The 17,894-nt window shown below is 42.0% G+C and carries 20 protein-coding genes; 11 read left to right on the top strand and 9 right to left on the bottom strand.

The window, feature by feature from the left end:
• The first annotated feature begins 63 nt into the window (after positions 1 to 63).
• The 7 genes from GUA46_RS01525 to GUA46_RS01495 all read left to right on the top strand — a co-directional run bounded on the left by GUA46_RS01525 (position 64) and on the right by GUA46_RS01495 (position 6,745).
• On the top strand, positions 64 to 1,224 hold the full coding sequence (locus tag GUA46_RS01525; protein ID WP_108245552.1) for a PSP1 domain-containing protein: 1,161 nt from the start codon (positions 64 to 66) through the stop codon (positions 1,222 to 1,224).
• The gene (locus GUA46_RS01520; protein ID WP_176619009.1) at positions 1,214 to 1,705 is read left to right on the top strand and encodes a gliding motility lipoprotein GldH; all 492 of its coding nucleotides are present in this window, start codon (positions 1,214 to 1,216) and stop codon (positions 1,703 to 1,705) included. Before GUA46_RS01525 ends, GUA46_RS01520 begins: the two co-directional genes overlap by 11 nt.
• The gene (locus GUA46_RS01515; RefSeq protein ID WP_176619008.1) at positions 1,705 to 4,029 is read left to right on the top strand and encodes a penicillin-binding protein 1A; all 2,325 of its coding nucleotides are present in this window, start codon (positions 1,705 to 1,707) and stop codon (positions 4,027 to 4,029) included. The genes GUA46_RS01520 and GUA46_RS01515 overlap by 1 nt, the downstream gene beginning before the upstream one ends.
• A gap of 103 nt (positions 4,030 to 4,132) precedes the next feature.
• Positions 4,133 to 4,840 (top strand): CoA transferase subunit A, encoded by a 708-nt coding sequence (locus tag GUA46_RS01510; protein ID WP_108245549.1) that lies wholly within the window; start codon positions 4,133 to 4,135, stop codon positions 4,838 to 4,840.
• Between the two features lie 11 nt (positions 4,841 to 4,851).
• On the top strand, positions 4,852 to 5,214 hold the full coding sequence (locus tag GUA46_RS01505) for a four helix bundle protein (protein WP_176619007.1): 363 nt from the start codon (positions 4,852 to 4,854) through the stop codon (positions 5,212 to 5,214).
• Positions 5,215 to 5,251: 37 nt separating this feature from the next.
• Complete coding sequence (locus tag GUA46_RS01500) at positions 5,252 to 5,905, top strand: 3-oxoacid CoA-transferase subunit B (RefSeq protein WP_108245548.1); 654 nt, start codon at positions 5,252 to 5,254, stop codon at positions 5,903 to 5,905.
• A 324-nt stretch (positions 5,906 to 6,229) separates the two neighbouring features.
• On the top strand, positions 6,230 to 6,745 hold the full coding sequence (locus GUA46_RS01495; RefSeq protein WP_108245547.1) for a GNAT family N-acetyltransferase: 516 nt from the start codon (positions 6,230 to 6,232) through the stop codon (positions 6,743 to 6,745).
• Here GUA46_RS01495 and GUA46_RS01490 read toward each other — a convergent pair.
• A complete protein-coding gene (locus GUA46_RS01490) occupies positions 6,734 to 7,054 on the bottom strand; it encodes a hypothetical protein (RefSeq protein WP_108245546.1) in 321 nt (106 codons plus the stop codon). The genes GUA46_RS01495 and GUA46_RS01490 overlap by 12 nt on opposite strands.
• A gap of 140 nt (positions 7,055 to 7,194) precedes the next feature.
• On the opposite strand from GUA46_RS01490, the gene GUA46_RS01485 reads away from it, so the two are divergent.
• Positions 7,195 to 7,896: a helix-turn-helix domain-containing protein gene (locus GUA46_RS01485; protein ID WP_108245545.1), complete on the top strand. Its 702-nt coding sequence runs from the start codon at positions 7,195 to 7,197 to the stop codon at positions 7,894 to 7,896.
• Here the strand turns inward: GUA46_RS01485 and GUA46_RS01480 are convergent.
• From GUA46_RS01480 to GUA46_RS01455, 6 genes are all read right to left on the bottom strand, one after another.
• Positions 7,871 to 8,359 (bottom strand): very short patch repair endonuclease, encoded by a 489-nt coding sequence (locus tag GUA46_RS01480; protein ID WP_108245544.1) that lies wholly within the window; start codon positions 8,357 to 8,359, stop codon positions 7,871 to 7,873. The two genes, GUA46_RS01485 and GUA46_RS01480, sit on opposite strands and share 26 nt — an antisense overlap.
• Positions 8,360 to 8,427: 68 nt before the next feature.
• Positions 8,428 to 9,174 (bottom strand): succinate dehydrogenase/fumarate reductase iron-sulfur subunit, encoded by a 747-nt coding sequence (locus GUA46_RS01475; protein WP_108245543.1) that lies wholly within the window; start codon positions 9,172 to 9,174, stop codon positions 8,428 to 8,430.
• A gap of 6 nt (positions 9,175 to 9,180) precedes the next feature.
• Positions 9,181 to 11,184, bottom strand: a complete 2,004-nt coding sequence (locus GUA46_RS01470) for a fumarate reductase/succinate dehydrogenase flavoprotein subunit (RefSeq protein WP_108245542.1) — start codon at positions 11,182 to 11,184, stop codon at positions 9,181 to 9,183.
• Positions 11,185 to 11,186: 2 nt separating this feature from the next.
• The gene (locus GUA46_RS01465; RefSeq protein WP_176619006.1) at positions 11,187 to 11,852 is read right to left on the bottom strand and encodes a succinate dehydrogenase cytochrome b subunit; all 666 of its coding nucleotides are present in this window, start codon (positions 11,850 to 11,852) and stop codon (positions 11,187 to 11,189) included.
• A 234-nt stretch (positions 11,853 to 12,086) separates the two neighbouring features.
• Positions 12,087 to 12,704, bottom strand: coding sequence for an SIMPL domain-containing protein (locus GUA46_RS01460; protein WP_176619005.1), 618 nt, complete (start codon positions 12,702 to 12,704; stop codon positions 12,087 to 12,089).
• Between the two features lie 62 nt (positions 12,705 to 12,766).
• The gene (locus GUA46_RS01455; RefSeq protein ID WP_108245539.1) at positions 12,767 to 13,381 is read right to left on the bottom strand and encodes a collagen-like protein; all 615 of its coding nucleotides are present in this window, start codon (positions 13,379 to 13,381) and stop codon (positions 12,767 to 12,769) included.
• Positions 13,382 to 13,635: 254 nt separating this feature from the next.
• On the opposite strand from GUA46_RS01455, the gene GUA46_RS01450 reads away from it, so the two are divergent.
• From GUA46_RS01450 to GUA46_RS01440, 3 genes are all read left to right on the top strand, one after another.
• The gene (locus tag GUA46_RS01450) at positions 13,636 to 14,370 is read left to right on the top strand and encodes a LytR/AlgR family response regulator transcription factor (RefSeq protein WP_159075787.1); all 735 of its coding nucleotides are present in this window, start codon (positions 13,636 to 13,638) and stop codon (positions 14,368 to 14,370) included.
• 9 nt (positions 14,371 to 14,379) lie between these two features.
• Positions 14,380 to 15,912, top strand: a complete 1,533-nt coding sequence (locus GUA46_RS01445) for a sensor histidine kinase (protein ID WP_176619004.1) — start codon at positions 14,380 to 14,382, stop codon at positions 15,910 to 15,912.
• A gap of 81 nt (positions 15,913 to 15,993) precedes the next feature.
• Positions 15,994 to 16,881, top strand: coding sequence for a RimK family alpha-L-glutamate ligase (locus GUA46_RS01440; protein WP_108245536.1), 888 nt, complete (start codon positions 15,994 to 15,996; stop codon positions 16,879 to 16,881).
• A gap of 10 nt (positions 16,882 to 16,891) precedes the next feature.
• Here GUA46_RS01440 and GUA46_RS01435 read toward each other — a convergent pair whose 3' ends face one another.
• Positions 16,892 to 17,320, bottom strand: coding sequence for a hypothetical protein (locus tag GUA46_RS01435; RefSeq protein ID WP_108245535.1), 429 nt, complete (start codon positions 17,318 to 17,320; stop codon positions 16,892 to 16,894).
• A gap of 182 nt (positions 17,321 to 17,502) precedes the next feature.
• The gene (locus tag GUA46_RS01430; RefSeq protein ID WP_108245534.1) at positions 17,503 to 17,892 is read right to left on the bottom strand and encodes a DUF2721 domain-containing protein; all 390 of its coding nucleotides are present in this window, start codon (positions 17,890 to 17,892) and stop codon (positions 17,503 to 17,505) included.
• Positions 17,893 to 17,894: the final 2 nt, after the last annotated feature.

Raw genomic sequence — 17,894 nt, 5'->3', positions numbered from 1 at the left:
AGTAATTTTTATGAACCCTTTTTAGGGAAGCCCATTAAGTTTCCTTAAATCAAGATATTATATATGGCGTGTAGCAGTTGTTCAACCGGCAAGGATGGACAACCGCGTGGTTGCAAGAACAATGGTACTTGCGGCACTGATGGTTGTAACAAGCTGACAGTCTTTGACTGGCTTTCCAATATGTCGTTGCCCAACGGTCAAAAACCTTTTGATTGCGTTGAGGTACGTTTCAAGAATAGTAGAAAAGAATTTTATCGGAACACGGAGAATCTCACTCTGTCCATTGGGGATGTAGTGGCCACACAATCCAAATCGGGCCACGATGTTGGAGTGGTGACCCTTACCGGGGAATTGGTGCGTATTCAAATGAAGCGCAAAAAAGTATCCATCGACGACAAGACCATTCCCAAAATTTATCGAAAAGCGACACAACGGGACATTGACATCTGGCAAAAATGCAGAGATAGGGAAGAGGAGATAAAAAAGCGTTCCCGTGAAATAGCCATTTCGTTAAAGCTCGAGATGAAACTTAGCGATGTTGAATTTCAGGGAGACGGTTCAAAAGCAACATTCTACTATACTGCTGAGGATCGAGTTGATTTTAGACAGTTGATTAAGGACATGGCGAAAGCGTTTGGAATCCGTATTGAGATGCGTCAAATCGGTTACCGACAAGAAGCCCAGCGATTGGGTGGTATTGGATCGTGTGGTCGTGAGCTTTGCTGCTCTACTTGGTTAACCGATTTCAGGTCGGTGAGCACAGCATCGGCACGTTATCAGCAATTGGCCTTGAACCCTCAAAAATTGGCGGGACAATGTGGCAAGCTCAAATGTTGCCTCAACTATGAGCTGGACATGTATCTGGAAGCATTGAAGGATTTCCCACCTTCTGACAGTAAGCTCAAGACCCAAAAAGGATTGGCCTTTTGCCAAAAGGCGGATATCTTTAAAGAAACACTATGGTTTTCGTATAAAGATGAACCAGCAACTTGGCACACACTTTCCAAAGACCAAGTTTTGGAAATTCTGGAACTTAACAAGAAAGGCGATAAGGTTGCCAGTCTTGAGGAGTACGCCGCAGATAATATAGCGGAAGAAAAAACTACTTTCGAAAATGTCGTAGGCCAAGACAGTCTTACCCGTTTCGACAAACCCAAGAGTAAGAAGAGAAGAAAGAAGAAGCGTAGAAAACCAAAATCTAAAGCACCCCACAATGCAAAATAAATTTTTGTTTCTCTTGGTTGTGATTCTTACCCTGTCGTCTTGCAACGAATTTTTGGTTTATTCAGATTATAAACCGGTTAAGGAAGCAAAATGGGAGATGGGTCAGAATGTTGACTTTCAATTTTCTGAACTGGATTCTACCCAAACCTACAACATGTTCATCAATATTAGAAACGATGACAATTTTGCTTTTAGCAATTTATTTTTGATAACCGAGTTAGAATATCCTAGCGGTAATACCGTTAAGGACACGTTGGAATATAGAATGGCGGAGCCCAATGGTGAATGGCTTGGTAAAGGAATGGGCAGCATTAAAGAAAATAAACTTTGGTTCAAGGAAAACATCGATTTTCCAGATTCTGGCGTATATAAGGTGAATATTTCCCACGCCATGCGAAAAAATGGCGATGTGGAGGGCCTCCATGTTTTGGAGGGAATAACGGATGTTGGTTTGGAAATAGAAAAAGCACCAAAATTATAATGGCAAAGAAACGTCAACAAAAAAAGCAGCAGAATTTTTTCCCTTTTATCAAGTGGTTCTGGATTATATTCGGAGCAGGCGTCCTATCCGTAGTACTTATTTTTCTATTGGCCTCTTGGGGAGTGTTTGGGGAAATGCCAACCTTTGAGCGTTTGGAAAACCCCGAGACCAACTTGGCCACCGAGTTTATCTCCTCTGATGGCGAAACCTTGGGGAAACTCTACTTGGACGACAACAGAACTTGGGTAGATTACGAAACCCTTCCTCAAAACATTGTAGATGCCTTGGTAGCTACCGAGGATGCCAGATATTACGACCATTCCGGTATTGATGCGCGCGGTTTCGCAAGGGCATTGGCCTTTTTGGGCACAAAGGGCGGTGCAAGTACCATCTCGCAGCAATTGGCGCGACAGCTTTTTGTAGGGGTTAGATCCAGAAACCTATTTGAGGCAGTTACCCAAAAAATTAAAGAATGGGTCATTGCAACCCGTTTGGAACGGAACTATACCAAGCAAGAGATTATCGCCATGTACCTTAATATATATGATTTTGGTTACAATGCGGACGGTATCCGTTCTGCTTCCAGAATTTACTTTGGAAAAGAACCTGCCGATCTCAAAACCGAAGAATCCGCTGTTTTGGTGGGCATGCTCAAGAACTCTTCGCTGTACAATCCAATGCGGAGGGAGGAATTGGTGTTCAATAGGCGAAATACCGTGCTTGGTCAAATGGCAAAGTATGGATATATTACAGAAAAAGAGAAGGACTCGTTGCAGAGCAGGGAGATGAAAATCAATTTTAACCCTGAATCGCACCGGGAAGGATTGGCCACTTACTTCAGGATGTACATGCAACGCTATTTGAACCAATGGGTCCGTGAAAACCCAAAACCGGATGGCGAAAACTACAATATTTATCTGGATGGACTAAAAGTCTACACGACCATAGACTCCAGAATGCAGCGTAATGCGGAAGAAGCCGTACAGGAACACATGAGTAATTTGCAGGCGGAGTTTTTCCATCAAAATACACCGGACCGGAACCCTACCGCGCCTTTTTTGGATTTAAGAAAGGGCGAGATTGATACCATTATGCGAAGCGCCATGAAGCGTTCTGCCAGATGGCGTCATTTGAAAAGGGAAGGGTTATCGGAAAAGGACATTGAGGCTACCTTCCATAAAAAGGAGGAGATGACGGTTTTTGATTGGAACAGTGATTCCTATGAGAAGGATACCATTATGACCCCGATGGATTCCATCAGATATTATAAAACTTTCCTAAGGACCGCCATGATGTCCATGGAACCACAAACAGGGCATGTGAAAGCTTGGGTTGGAGGTATAGATTATAAACATTTTCAGTATGATAATGTAATTCAAGGTTCAAGACAGGCAGGTTCTTTATTTAAGCCTTTTGTATATGCCGCTGCCATTGACCAATTACGATATTCTCCTTGTTATACCCTTCCTGATAACCAATACAGTATAGAACCAGGAAAGCATGGGAACATGTTGGCTTGGACGCCAAAGAACTCTGATGGAAAATACTCAGGTGAAGATATGACCTTAAAGAACGCATTGGCCAATTCGGTAAACACCATCACAGCTCAACTTATTGACAGGGTAGGCCCAGGAGCGGTAGTTTCCATGGCAAAAAATATGGGAATCACTAAGGAAATACCTGCAGTGCCATCCATTGCACTCGGTACTCCAGATGTGAGCGTTTATGAAATGGTGGGGGCTTTCGGAACCTATGCGAACCAAGGAGTGTATGTGAAACCAGTAATGGTTACCCGTATCGAGGACAAAAATGGTACCGTGCTGTTTGAATACAAACCCGAAACCAAGGATGTGCTGAGCAAGGATGTTGCCTATGCGATGATCAACCTTTTGGAGGGTGTTACACAATACGGTTCTGGGGGACGTCTAAGGCATACTTACGGAAAGAACAACACCGTATATAAGGAAATTATAACCGGCTACCCATACGAATTGACCAACCCGATAGCGGGTAAAACAGGAACCACACAGAATCAGAGTGATGGTTGGTTTATGGGAATGGTGCCCAATTTAGTGACCGGTGTGTGGGTAGGTGGAGAAGATAGGTCCATCCACTTTAACCGTTTGTTATACGGACAAGGTGCAGCCATGGCTCTGCCTATTTGGGGACTTTACATGAAGAAGAACTATGCCAACGAAGAAATTGGGGTCTCTAAAGATGCTTTTGAGGCGCCTGAGGAGATGTCCATTAATTTGGATTGTTCACAACTACAAAAAGATGAAAATGTCGATACAGATGATGATTTGGATGACCTAGACTTCTAGTCCGTCCAATCCGTTTTGATAAAATAAAGCTCCAAGCATATCTTAATTTGCTTGGGGCTTTTTTATTTAAATCGTAATTTCAGGGAATATTAATACGAATGCTATGATCAATAAAAAAGTTGCCAATGTATCCGATGCCTTGAAGGGAGTAGAAGACGGAATGACGTTCATGTTGGGTGGGTTTGGCCTATGTGGAATACCAGAGAACGCCATAGACGAACTCGTGCGATTGGGCATTAAAGACATCACTTGCATATCCAACAATGCCGGAGTGGACGATTTTGGACTTGGACTGCTGTTACAAAAACATCAAATCAAAAAAATGATATCCTCCTATGTGGGCGAAAATGACGAGTTTGAACGTCAAATGCTCAGTGGGGAGCTAGAAGTGGAACTCACACCTCAAGGAACGCTTGCAGAGAAGTGTAGGGCAGCCCAAGCGGGTTTCCCTGCATTTTACACCCCAGCCGGTTACGGAACTGAAGTGGCCGAAGGCAAAGAAACTAGGGAGTTCGATGGTAAAATGTATGTTTTGGAGCCCGCATTTAAAGCAGATTTCGCTTTTGTCAAAGCTTGGAAAGGAGATGAGGCAGGCAATCTCATCTTTAAAGGGACAGCGCGTAATTTTAATCCTTGCATGTGTGGTGCGGCTACAATTACCGTGGCCGAGGTAGAAGAACTACTTCCGGCAGGAAGTCTGGACCCTAATCAGATTCACATTCCCGGAATATTTGTACAGCGTATTTTCCAAGGCCGGAAATATGAGAAGAGAATTGAGCAACGAACAGTGCGAAAAATGGAATCAATGTAATAAATGAACTAATGGTTAAAAGGGAAAATATCATCGTTACCAAATCCGTTGATTTTGCCTTGATGATAATTGATTTTTGTGAAGTTCTGGAAAATAGAAAAAAATACGTTGTTGCCAATCAGTTATTAAAAACTGGCACCAGTATTGGAGCAAATATCCATGAGGCGCAGAATGCAGAAAGTAGAGCGGACTTTATCCATAAGGTGAAAATAGCCCTGAAAGAATTGGAAGAAGTAAAATATTGGTTGACCCTTTGTGAAAGAGCGGAAAGTTATCCTTTTGAAACTAGTTTAAAGGAAAATGTCAACGAGTTGGGATTGATTATGTACAAAATTATAAGTACGAGCAAGAGGAATCTTAAGAAGCACAATTGATTCATTGCTCCATTAATAGAATTAGAACATTATTTATATGTTGGATAAAAACGGAATAGCAAAGCGTATAGCAAAAGAAGTTAAGGACGGATACTACGTGAACCTTGGTATAGGAATACCGACTTTAGTGGCCAATTTCGTGCGGGACGATATCAGTGTAGAATTTCAAAGTGAGAATGGCGTTTTGGGCATGGGCCCTTTCCCGTTTGAAGGAGAGGAGGATGCGGATATCATTAATGCAGGAAAACAGACCATTACCACATTGCCCGGCGCTTCGTTCTTTGATTCTGCAACCAGTTTTGGCATGATACGTGGACAACATGTTCACTTAACCATTTTAGGTGCCATGGAAGTGGCCGAGAACGGTGATATTGCCAATTGGAAGATTCCCGGAAAAATGGTTAAGGGCATGGGAGGCGCTATGGATTTGGTAGCATCTGCGGAAAACATCATAGTAGCAATGATGCACACGAACCGCGATGGCGATTCAAAACTTTTAAAAAGATGTATGTTGCCCTTGACTGGTGTAGGATGTGTAACCAAAATAGTGACGAATCTTGCCGTGTTGGAAGTAACGGACCAAGGATTTAAACTTTTGGAAAGGGCACCAGGCGTTTCCGTGGAGGAAATCAAGAAAGCAACCGAAGGTAGGCTGGTTGTGGATGGAGACGTTCCGGAAATGAGGATTTAATAAATATGCACCGCATTTTTACAACATTTTATAGCTATTACACAACAATAGTTTTAGAATACCATTCATCGATTATATATTTGGTTATATCGAAATTTTTACCCAAATTAACACCACCAAAACCGATTTGACCATGGCCCTAAAAACACAGACTACAATGGACGAGAACGTCCAAGTTTACCGAAACGATTTTTTCACAGGATTTATGCTTTTGATTAAAAAGCTTTTTATGCTTTAAATCAGTTACATCCCCCTGAAAAATTTGGAGCCAACACCTTGTTCGGCTCTTTTTTTTGCTATAATTTTAAGGCAAACCATTCACATATGCCGCTTCACTTTCGGGAATGCGAGGGTGCCGATTTGGATACTTTGGTAAATATATCAAAAAGCACCTTTTCCGATGCCTTTGAAAAGGACAATGACCCTGAAGATTTCCAGACCTATATCAATGAGGCTTTCCATTATAAAAAGCTAGCCGCCGAACTCGCAAATAAGGATAGTCTTTTTCATTTTGTTTATGATGATGAGACTCTGGTGGGTTATTTCAAACTTAATATTGAAACCGCCCAAACTGATATAAAAGACCCTGATTCTGTGGAGATTGAACGTATTTATGTGCTGAAAGAACATCAAGGTAAAAAAATCGGCTCGTGGATGCTTAAGAAAATAGTGACCCAAGCAGAATCATTAAAGAAGAACTACATTTGGCTAGGAGTTTGGGAACACAATCCAAAAGCCATTCAATTTTACCAAAGGCATGGCTTTGCCAAGTTTGGGGAACACCCTTATTTCATTGGCTCAGATAGGCAGACCGACTGGTTGCTCCGGCTAAATATTTAGTAGTCCACCCAGATAAACATTATCCCCCTCGGCCTGTAGTTTATACGCCACGGAATTTTCAAAAGCGGCATGCATCAACAGAGAGATTGCCTTTGCGTTTAATTTTGTTAGACTATTTGTTCTGTATACTACATCACGAATGGTGGAAAAGCTTACGTTGCTCTGTATGGCAATATTGGCCAAATCGTTTTTAGAAGTGTTTCTACGTAAAGTCTCAGACAGTTTTTCACTAATCGGCTTGCCGTAATCTTCATCTTTAAAGATCAGTTCGGTTTTAAGGAGTGGCCCAAGGCCTTTTATAGAACCCATATATAATTCAAGTTTAAATAATTATATGTCGGGGTCAGATCCTATTTTCTATATTTGGCTTGTAACCCAATTACAGAAAACTAGATAAATTGCTGCGTCGAGTGCATATTGCGTAACAATATTACACAATATAGAAATAAATGTATATAATTAAGCAGTTACGAAGAAAAAATAATATAAGTCAATCGCAATTGGGCAAGGAAATCGGCGTGAGTCTTCGTACCATACAGCTCTACGAACGCAAGGATGCAAACATCCCGATTAAGAATCTAACCAAGATAGCCGAATATTTTGGCCTTACCATTGCCGAGCTGTACATGCACGAGGTGAACGATATGGGCGAGGCTTATACCAAACGTCAACCATTTACCAAGCATGGAAGTGTTTTTTACCCATTGGAGCATGGTAAATATTTGGTGATGGCTCCTTTGATATTGGTAGAATGGCAAAAAAAATATATTGAGAATTTACGGAAGGACAACTTCAGCAATCCATTTCAGGGTGGTTTTATCATTGATTTTTTAACGGAAGAACCCCACCGTATATTCGAAGTATCCGGTGATTCCATGAACGATTCCAGTGCTGAATCCATTCCGAACAAAGCATATGTTCTTGGACTCGAAATCAAAAAAGAATTGTTGACCCGAAACGAAACCTTATGGCACCAGTCCTATATATTGGTTTGTGCGGATAGGATTATCTGTAAGCAGCTTACAGGGTATAACAAGGAAAAAAAGACCTTACAATGTCACAACCTGAATACTTCACCGGAGTTTCAGGATTTTGAGCTATTGTTAGAAGAGGTACTACAGGTATTTAAGATTGAGAAAAAGCAGTTTTGACCTCGTTTAGATGGGTGAGTACCTGTTCCAAACATCCATCCAGATTCTTTTTTACCTCGGTTTCCCAGAATCGGAATACGGTGTACCCTTTATCCTTTAGGGCTTGATTCACCTCTTCATCACGTTGCATGTTACGTTCAATCTTTGGAATCCAGAATTCACGGTTGGTCTTGATTTTTTCTTTTCGTTCTTCCCAATTATGGCCATGCCAATATTCCCCATCAATAAATATGACGGTCTTATACTTTTTAAGGGCGATATCCGGCTTTCCAATGAGTTTTTTGTAATCGATGCGATATCTATAGCCCGATTGCCATAACGCCTTTCTAAAGACTAATTCTGGCTTGGTGTTTTTACCACGGATTTTTCCCATGATCTTGGAACGCTCCGGTGTCGTATAGAAACCTGATTCCTCATTGAACCGAGGGACTTTGATGCGTTCTTTTGGGTATTCTTTGGGCATACCGTAAGATAACAAAAAACCCAAACTCCTATTGGAATTTGGGTTTTGTATATAGAAATATGATTTGCTTATCCTTTTAGCGTAGCGGATAAATATTCACGGTTCATTCTAGCAATGTTGGTCAATGAGATACCCTTTGGGCATTCCACTTCACAAGCTCCGGTATTGGTACAGTTACCAAAACCTTCCAAATCCATTTGGCGGACCATGTTCTGAACGCGCTCGGTAGCTTCAACCTGACCTTGAGGCAACAGGGCAAATTGCGATACTTTAGCAGATGTGAACAACATGGCACTTGCATTTTTACAAGCGGCCACACAAGCTCCACAGCCAATACAGGTAGCAGCGTCCATGGCTTCGTCCGCAGCATGCTTATTGATTGGAATGGAATTCGCATCGATGGTATTTCCGGAGGTGTTCACGGAAATATACCCGCCAGCTTGCTGTATACGGTCAAAAGCGCTACGGTCCACGATCAAATCCTTGATAACGGGGAATGCAGTGGCTCGGAACGGTTCGATAACAATGGTATCCCCATCGTTGAACTTTCTCATGTGCAGCTGACAAGTGGTTACCAATCTGTCCGGTCCATGGGGCTCTCCATTTATTTGAAGCGAACATGTTCCACAGATACCTTCCCTGCAATCGTGGTCAAATTCTACGGGTTCCTCTCCTTTGGAGACCAATTCTTCGTTTAGGATATCCAACATTTCCAAGAAAGACATATCTCCTTCTACACCGTCAAGTGTATAATCAACTATTTTTCCTGGTGTGGATGCGTCCTTTTGACGCCATATTTTTAGATATAATTTCATAGCTTCTTATTTGTAGGATCTTGTCTTCAGTTCAATGTTTTCGTATACCAAATCCTCTTTGTGCAATTCGGCATCCTTGGGCTCGCCCTTATATTCCCAAGCGGCCACATATTTAAAGTTTTCGTCATCTCGAAGCGCTTCTCCCTCCTCGGTCTGGTATTCTTCACGGAAGTGGCCTCCACAAGATTCGTTTCTGTGTAGGGCATCTTTTGCGAAAAGTTCGCCCAACTCCAAGAAATCGGCAACGCGTCCAGCTTTTTCCAGCTCTTGGTTTTTAGATTCGATACTTCCCGGAATTTTCACGTTCTCCCAGAAATCTTTTCTAAGGTCGGAAATCTCCTTGATGGCTTCTTTCAATTCCTTTTCGTTACGAGCCATACCACATTTGTTCCACATGATCTTGCCCAGTTTCTTGTGATAATAATCCACGGAATGGATTCCTGAACCGCTCATCAACTTTTCCATTCTGTCGCGAACCTGTTTTTCAGCTTCGTCAAACTCTGGAGAATCGGTTGGTATTTTTCCGGTTCTGATATCTTTTGACAGATAATCCCCAATGGTATAAGGCAGTACAAAATAACCGTCTGCCAATCCTTGCATAAGGGCAGAAGCACCCAAGCGGTTGGCGCCGTGGTCGCTAAAGTTGGCCTCACCGGCAGAGTAACAACCAGGAATTGTGGTCTGTAGATTATAATCCACCCAAAGACCTCCCATGGTATAGTGTACAGCGGGATAAATCATCATTGGGGTCTTATATGGATTTTGGTCCACAATTTTTTCGTACATCTGGAACAGGTTGCCATATTTGGCCTCAACAACTTCCTCTCCCAATTTGGTGATGGTCGCCTTGTCTGGGTCTTTAAGACCAGAGGTCAAGGCCTTTTCTTTTCCGTAACGCTCTATAGCGGACGCGAAATCCAAGAATACCGCTTCTCCGGTTTTGTTTACGCCAAAGCCGGCATCGCATCGTTCCTTGGCAGCTCTTGATGCCACATCACGGGGAACAAGGTTACCAAAGGCAGGATACCTTCTCTCCAAATAATAATCCCTGTCTTCTTCGGCCAGTTCTGTCGGTTTCTTTTTGCCTTCCCGTATGGCAATGGCATCCTCCATTTTCTTGGGGACCCAGATTCGTCCATCGTTTCTAAGGGATTCCGACATCAACGTCAATTTGGATTGATGGTCACCTGAAACTGGAATACAGGTCGGGTGGATTTGAGTAAAACATGGATTGGCGAAGAAAGCTCCTTTGCGGTGCGCTCTCCAAGCGGCCATCACATTGCTTCCCATGGCATTGGTTGAAAGGAAGAATACGTTTCCGTACCCTCCGGTTGCCAGAACAACGGCGTGGGCACTATGCCTTTCAATTTCACCACTTACCAAATCCCTAGCGATGATACCTCTTGCCTTACCGTCTACCAAGACCAAATCCATCATTTCATGACGGTTGAAAGCTTGAATCTTTCCACGGTTTATCTGACGGTTCATTGCAGAGTAGGCACCCAACAATAATTGCTGACCGGTCTGTCCTTTGGCATAAAAGGTCCTTGATACGAGAACCCCACCAAACGAACGGTTGTCCAACATACCACCATACTCGCGGGCAAAGGGAACACCTTGTGCCACACATTGGTCGATGATATTACCTGAAACCTCGGCCAAACGATAAACGTTGGCTTCGCGGGAGCGGTAATCCCCCCCTTTTATGGTATCGTAGAAAAGACGGTAGTTGCTATCCCCGTCCCCTTGATAGTTCTTAGCTGCATTGATTCCCCCTTGGGCAGCAATGGAGTGTGCCCTACGTGGAGAATCTTGATAACAGAAGGTTTTTACATTGTAACCCAACTCGGCCAAAGTAGCTGCAGCGGCACCACCTGCAAGTCCTGTACCTACAACAATGATGTCAATATTCCTTTTGTTGGCAGGGTTAACTAGATTGATGTCATTTTTATGCTTGGTCCATTTGTCGGCCAACGGCCCAGATGGAATTTTAGAATCCAATATGCCCATACTTAATGTGTTATTGGGTTAAGGTGGTGGTACAAGGCGATAAAAGCGAATGCCAAGGGTACCACGACCGCAAATATTTTAGCAAATTTTGTGAATCCAACGGTGTACTTGTTATTGGCACCCATGGATTGGAAAGAGGAAGCGAAACCATGCCACAAGTGCAAGCTAAGCAACACAAAGGAAACCACGTAAAGAATGGTTCTCCAGAAAGGAGCAAATTTCTCCACCGTTTCATGATAGTAACGTGTTGGGTCCTCAGGATTGGCCTCTACGTATTTGTAGGCCATTTCGTGTATCCAAAAATCATAGAAATGCAACGCCAAGAAAGCAAGGATGACCAGACCTGAATAAATCATGTTTCGAGAAACCCAGGGCGCATTGGCACTACCTTTGTACTTAACATAGCCTACATTCCTGGCTTTTTTGTTCTGAATCTCCAAAACAAAGCCCATTACAAAGTGTACGATGACACCTGCAATTAGAATTGGTTGCATCAAAAACTGAACTATGGGGTTGTAGCCCATAAAGTGGGATGCTTCATTAAAAAAATCAGGGGAAAATACCGAGGCCAAATTAATGGTCACGTGAAGAATCAAAAATGTGACCAAAAAAAGACCCGATAGGGCCATAACATATTTTCGGGCCAACGAAGATTTTATCAAACTCATTAGAAGTTAGTTTTTACACAAATTTACGGCACGAATGAGTTTTTAACAAGTAATAAACAAGTAGACCCCCCTTATTTAGAAACATTATAGGGAAGGGGCAAAGCTTTGAAAATGATATATTAAAACTGCAAAAAGGGACTTGGGCTTAAATTTTATTCCATTGAAAAGGATAGAGCTTACGGAAAATGGTGGCAAAGGCAGCTATAAGGTATTTGAGAATATCTGGATCGGAGTTTATTTTGTTTTGAACACCACTTGAAGGGAATAGATGTATTCATTGACCGGGCGATCATAATATATGGCCGTTTCCACCTGTTCGCTTAGATATTGAGTGTCTTCTACAGTTATTACATCACCGAGTTCCTTGCCAAGGGCCTCGGCTATCAAGGATGCTTTATGGATAGCGTCTTCCATTGCTTTACCATAGAGCGATTTTGCTGCGCTCTCATCAATTTTTAAAACTGCCACACTGTTTAAACGTTGAAGCCCCAACGATTTTATGGTCAAAAAAGTTTTCATTTTTTCGATGGACGAAGTTGAAAACTCATAAATAACACCTTCCTTGTCGTATCCCATGGTTTCAAAGCCAAACTCGTGTGGATTTTTCTTGAGCTCTTCCCAAGCAATACCGTTCAGTTCAAGGGCTTTTTGGTAGAGAGACCTCAGTTCCTCGAAATCCATGCCGTCCGAAGCATAGCTAGAGTATGCAGAACTTATTGAAACCGTGGCTTTATAGGTGGGAGAAGAATCTGTGTGGATGGCCCTGGCCAATACTTTAATGGTAGCGCTTTGTTCTTGGGCGGCCATTGAAATGGACATCAATGCCAAGAGAACGTATAATAATTGTTTCATCTTTATATCGGAGCTTAAATAATAGGTATGTTTTGAATTAGGGGGAACTTTATGATACCTGATTATTCAGGAATGTTGAAATATTCGATGACTTGTTCGTAGCTCATTTTAGAATAATCCACAGCACTTGAAGCAGATTTATCAGGAGCAGATACCCCGCCGGGAATGAGTACATACCTGAAGTCATCAAAATAGGTAAACACGTTGGTTCCTCCATCAGAGGTCACTGCTTCTGCATATAGTGCTATGAAACCTGAACCTTGGTTTAATCTATACCTATATATTTCATTTTGGGAAACTAGCTCAAAGGGCAATTGATAGACCTCGTTTGATATTACATTGATTTCATGTCTTCCATAGACAAGGAGAACGTCGTTTGCATTGTTGAATTCAGCTAATCCAAAGGAAACCAACAATTGGTCGGATTCTTCGGCTGCAGCAAGACCACCAAATTCGGATGCTATCCAATCCGAGTATATCACATTGGCAGTACCTGTTTCCCCTTGCTCCCCTTGTTCACCTTGGGCTCCGGCAGGCCCTGCGACTCCTTGTTCACCTTGAGGCCCTTGAGGTCCAACGGCACCATCCTCACCATCTTCTGATGAGCAAGAGACGATCAATGCGACCGACATTGCTGTTAAAAAGAATGTTTTAATTGATAATTCACTTGTTTTCATGTTTAAATTTTTTGGGTTTCAACTGGCAAATTAGAATGGATTGACCAGCTCAAGAACTCGCTCCTTACTATATGTATGTATGATTATGCTGATCGATGGTTTTCTGTTACCGATGGAGTATTACATTCTTTTTTAGGTAAGTTTTACCATCTGTACAGCATATATGCATCTTATACACCATTTTATGTTAAACATCACTATAGGTGGGTTTTATAACGATTCAAGTTATAATTTGGAACAAAGAAGAAACCATCATGAGGGTAATTATTGTGGATGACGAGTTGGCTGCCATCAATAGCCTTTCTTGGGAATTGAGAAAACACTCGGACTTTATCTCGATCATTGAAACGTTTACCTCCCCGGTAGAGGCCATATCTGGAATCAACTATTTAAAGCCCGATTGCGTTTTTTTGGATATTGAAATGCCCGAAATGAGCGGGTTTTCCCTTTTGGAAAAATTGGAATACCGCAACTTCGCCGTTGTAATCACTACAGCGTACAATCAATATGCCATCAGGGCAATTAAAGAGAGTGCGGTGGATTACCTTTTGAAACCGGTAGATCAAGATGATATTTTGGGCGTTGTGGAAAAGCTGAAAAAATTGAACGGTGCACAAAATTTTAAACACCAATTTGAACAGACTTTTGAAGCCCTTTCCCGGGCAAGTTCACCACAGATTGTTCAGATTCCTGTAAGTGGAAAAATCTTGTTCCTGCGTGTGAACGAAATCGTGTATTGCGAATCGGATGGGAATTATTCAAAAACCTTTTTGGAATCGGGAGAAGAGTTGTTGGTATCAAAAAAATTGAAGGAGCTGGAGGACATGCTTCCCAACCGAATGTTCTTCAGGGTACATAATTCCTATATTGTTCATTTGCTCAAGGTGAAGGAGTATTTACGGTCCGATGGATATTTGGTATTGTTGAACCAAAAGAAAATACCCGTTTCTAGAACCAAAAAAGAGGCTTTTTTAAACAAGATGAGCTAAGATGACTTTATGCTGAAAAATTTGACAGACTTTTTCAAGGAAAGTAACCAGAATGGATTTGGGTTCCTTGTGGTTTCCGTACTGTTCTATCTTTTTGTTTTCTTTCTGATTCAGTTTTTTCAGCACAAGAAGCGGTTTTACCTTTTTTACTCCCTATATGCCTTGGTTACCGGCGTTACGTTGATGAAATATGTGGAAGGTGTCTTTTTTTCGGACTTTTTTCATAGTCCTTCCGGAAGAGGCTTTGTAGCCTGGGTTCATTACCCCACACAATTGTTTGCCTCTATGCTGTTCAGCTTTTTTGTCCTGGATATCATGCAGCTCAAGAACGACCATCCAAAATTTGTTAAATGGGCATACCGGGCCTATTTGGGGGTCGCGCCGTTATATTTGGTCTTATGGGCCGTCCAATTGATGAATCCCAGGTCTTATTTAATCGATTATTTCCATGGATTCTTCTTTTTGCCCATGAGCCTGATCGTTTTTGTGGGAGGGTTCTATTTGGTTCTCAAACAAGACCGTATCATCAAGTGGTATATTCTCTCGGGCATGTCGGCGCTTTTTGTTTCGTATCTTATCATCACCCTGTATTCTTTTGAAGAAAGTAGGGCCAGCGACGAAACATTGTACATCTTTTATCTTGGTGTACTGCTTGAAAGCTTATTGTTTGCCCTGGCCATCGGACTGGAGCAAAAAATGGTCTACAGGGATAAGGCCCATGTACAGAAAAAATATATTGAGCAATTGGAGGAAAACCAAGTGATCAAGGAGAGTATCAACCGAACCCTATCGGATGAGCTCTTACAGACCAAAGCAGAAATAGAGGGTCTTAGTTCGGAGGCCCAAAGGGAGCGGACCGAAAAACTTACCATGAAAATGGAAAATAGGTTCGCACAGCTCAAGCTCGATGCTTTACGAAGTCAAATGAACCCTCATTTTATTTTCAACGCGCTCAATTCCATTAAATCCTATCTAATAGAAAACGACCAAGAGAAGGCCATTTATTATCTGGGCAGGTTCTCCAAACTGATACGCGGCATCTTGGAAAGTTCAAGAAAAGACCTTGTGACCTTAAAAGAGGAGTTGGACATTATTGAAATGTACACAGAAATTGAAAGTGACCGATTCAAAAACAACATTGAGTACAATGCTGAAATTGATGAAGGAATAGCTCCAGATGATATTTTAATTCCCTCCCTCATACTTCAACCCTTTGTGGAAAATTCCATTTGGCACGGACTTACCACAAAAAAAGGCAAAAAACAGTTGGTCATTAAAGTCCAAGAAACCGATGAAGGGGGTTGTCTTACGGTTATCGTTGAGGATAACGGTGTTGGGCGGGAAGCATCCCGTCTTAAAAACCGCCAAAATCCCTTGAAGGGGCAATCCTTGGGATTGACCATCGTTCAGGATAGATTGGATTTTTTTTCCAAAAAATACCACGAGGATTTCAGCTATACCATTTACGATATAAAAGACGAAGAAACTGGAAAGGCACTGGGAACAACGGTAATTATGAACCTGCCTAAACTTACGGTATAACCCTCTTGCATCAAAAGAAAAACGGCTGGTAAAAGGAAAATCCAAATAATTGTTCGAATTTGGATAAAATTTATAATATCAATGGACATTGCCCTACTTTCCGTAAGCCTCAACGTGTATTCCACTTCCAGGATTGCCGAGGAGTTTGAAAAAGCAGGCCATTATGTGGAGCATATAGACCACACCAAGTGTTCCGTACAGTTGGGAGGAGAAAAGCCCCAGATTTTTTATGAAGCCGACAACATTACCGATGAGTTTGATGCAGTTGTGCCAAGAATCGGAACCACAGTTACAAGACATGGTGCTGCGATAGTGAAGCAATTCGAGATGAACAATATATTCAGTACGGCAAAGTCTCTTGGAATCATTCGGGCCAGGAACAAGGTTTCCACTTTGCAAATGATGTTCAAGAAAGGAATTCCAGTGCCAAAAACGGTGTTTTCCATCAACCCCAATAATGTGGAGCACCAGATTGAGCTTTTGGGCGGAGCCCCGGTGATCATCAAACTACAGGAAGGCACCCAGGGCAAGGGTGTTATTTTGGCCGAAAGCAAAAAATCTGCCAAGTCCGTCATAGATACATTGTATAACATGAGCACCAGTATTTTGTTGCAGGAGTATATTGAAGAGGCCAATGGGGAAGATCTCAGGATTGTGGTCGTGGACAACAAAATTGTGGCCAGTATGAAGCGGACCAGCGGTCTGGACGATTTTAGGTCGAATGTGCACCGTGGTGCCGAGACTCAAAAAGTGCAGTTGACGCCCCGTGAAAAATTCATCGCCATCAATGCTACCAAACATTTGGGGCTGGGTGTGGCCGGAGTGGATTTGATCCGTTCCAAAAACGGCCCTTTGCTTATTGAGGTAAACGCCTCGCCGGGCTTAAAAGGAATTGAGGCGGCCACTGGTGTAAACGTGGCCAAAACCATTGTTCAATTTGTGGAGAAAAATGCAAAACGAGGTAGATAGTGAAAGGGTTCTAAGCAGATAAGTCTATTTCATCGCTCACTTTGGCCAGACTCCATTTAATGGCGTCTTCAAGATTGGAAAACTGACGTATTTTATCCTTAAAAAATAACTTTTCTAAAATCACGCTCGTCAATCCACTATTGTTGTAGGCTACAATGGAATAAAATTCCAATTTGTGGCGATGTTTATAAAACTTTAGCCAATCTGTGGGCACTACCGAATAATTATGGATGCGATTACTGATATAGGCAATGGGTTTGTCCTTTCCCAAAACTTCGTAAGCAACTTTAATTATGGTTTCCGCTATGTCCCAATTAAAAGTTTCACCTTCGTTCATTTCTGAAATGACCAAACCATCGAAAAAATAGAAGGTCCCAAACTCATACTCCCTGATCTGTTTTATTTTTTTGAAAAACTCCAACTCCCTAACGCGCTGCATAATCCTTCTCTATATTATGTATAAAATTTATGCGCAAAAGTAGATGTAAGCAGAAGTTTTATTTGAATCGGGTTTACCAATGACCCTTTAGAATTGGTACAAGGCCCTTTTCAATTGACGGTTGATTTTTAAGCACTGAGCGCACGAAGAAGTATTCCTACACACCTTGTTTAAATAGCTTATTATTTTTCCATATTCTTCAACTGAATGCCAAGGGCTTTGGTAGAAAGTTGAACCTCTAAAAGTGAGAGAATCAGCGAAATCATGAGAAAAATCAGACTTATACCAAAAATAATGTTGGCCCAAACCTCCATCTCCACATATACAAGGAACATCGTGACCGCCGCCAATAAAAAGCTGATAATGGCCGAAGCTTGCATGTTCTTTATAATGCTTAGCCGGTTTCTTAATTGATTGATCTGTTGTTTTAAGGGCTGGGCAGAGGTTTCTTCGAACTGTTTGTGCAATTGCCGGATGAGCGCGGCAATGGCCAAGTACCTAGCATTATAGGCCAACATGGTCAAGGAAATAGCGGGAAAAAGTAAGGCAGGTATGCTTAGGTTGAGTTGCATTT

Origin of the sequence: Flagellimonas chongwuensis (assembly GCF_013376415.1) — a bacterium.
GTDB lineage: Bacteria > Bacteroidota > Bacteroidia > Flavobacteriales > Flavobacteriaceae > Flagellimonas > Flagellimonas chongwuensis.
This window is presented reverse-complemented; position numbering and strand designations above follow the sequence as displayed.

Excerpts from the sequence above, each read along its gene's own strand:
- GUA46_RS01450 (WP_159075787.1), top strand. The coding sequence starts at position 13,636 with ATGAGGGTAATTATTGTGGATGACGAGTTGGCTGCCATCAATAGCCTT.
- GUA46_RS01435 (WP_108245535.1), bottom strand. The coding sequence starts at position 17,320 with ATGCAGCGCGTTAGGGAGTTGGAGTTTTTCAAAAAAATAAAACAGATC.
- GUA46_RS01505 (WP_176619007.1), top strand. The coding sequence starts at position 4,852 with ATGGTTAAAAGGGAAAATATCATCGTTACCAAATCCGTTGATTTTGCC.
- GUA46_RS01480 (WP_108245544.1), bottom strand. The coding sequence starts at position 8,359 with ATGCCCAAAGAATACCCAAAAGAACGCATCAAAGTCCCTCGGTTCAAT.
- GUA46_RS01455 (WP_108245539.1), bottom strand. The coding sequence starts at position 13,381 with ATGAAAACAAGTGAATTATCAATTAAAACATTCTTTTTAACAGCAATG.
- GUA46_RS01460 (WP_176619005.1), bottom strand. The coding sequence starts at position 12,704 with ATGAAACAATTATTATACGTTCTCTTGGCATTGATGTCCATTTCAATG.
- GUA46_RS01445 (WP_176619004.1), top strand. The coding sequence starts at position 14,380 with ATGCTGAAAAATTTGACAGACTTTTTCAAGGAAAGTAACCAGAATGGA.
- GUA46_RS01495 (WP_108245547.1), top strand. The coding sequence starts at position 6,230 with ATGCCGCTTCACTTTCGGGAATGCGAGGGTGCCGATTTGGATACTTTG.
- GUA46_RS01465 (WP_176619006.1), bottom strand. The coding sequence starts at position 11,852 with ATGAGTTTGATAAAATCTTCGTTGGCCCGAAAATATGTTATGGCCCTA.
- GUA46_RS01525 (WP_108245552.1), top strand. The coding sequence starts at position 64 with ATGGCGTGTAGCAGTTGTTCAACCGGCAAGGATGGACAACCGCGTGGT.
- GUA46_RS01430 (WP_108245534.1), bottom strand. The coding sequence starts at position 17,892 with ATGCAACTCAACCTAAGCATACCTGCCTTACTTTTTCCCGCTATTTCC.
- GUA46_RS01515 (WP_176619008.1), top strand. The coding sequence starts at position 1,705 with ATGGCAAAGAAACGTCAACAAAAAAAGCAGCAGAATTTTTTCCCTTTT.
- GUA46_RS01485 (WP_108245545.1), top strand. The coding sequence starts at position 7,195 with ATGTATATAATTAAGCAGTTACGAAGAAAAAATAATATAAGTCAATCG.
- GUA46_RS01510 (WP_108245549.1), top strand. The coding sequence starts at position 4,133 with ATGATCAATAAAAAAGTTGCCAATGTATCCGATGCCTTGAAGGGAGTA.
- GUA46_RS01500 (WP_108245548.1), top strand. The coding sequence starts at position 5,252 with ATGTTGGATAAAAACGGAATAGCAAAGCGTATAGCAAAAGAAGTTAAG.
- GUA46_RS01490 (WP_108245546.1), bottom strand. The coding sequence starts at position 7,054 with ATGGGTTCTATAAAAGGCCTTGGGCCACTCCTTAAAACCGAACTGATC.
- GUA46_RS01520 (WP_176619009.1), top strand. The coding sequence starts at position 1,214 with ATGCAAAATAAATTTTTGTTTCTCTTGGTTGTGATTCTTACCCTGTCG.
- GUA46_RS01470 (WP_108245542.1), bottom strand. The coding sequence starts at position 11,184 with ATGGGCATATTGGATTCTAAAATTCCATCTGGGCCGTTGGCCGACAAA.
- GUA46_RS01440 (WP_108245536.1), top strand. The coding sequence starts at position 15,994 with ATGGACATTGCCCTACTTTCCGTAAGCCTCAACGTGTATTCCACTTCC.
- GUA46_RS01475 (WP_108245543.1), bottom strand. The coding sequence starts at position 9,174 with ATGAAATTATATCTAAAAATATGGCGTCAAAAGGACGCATCCACACCA.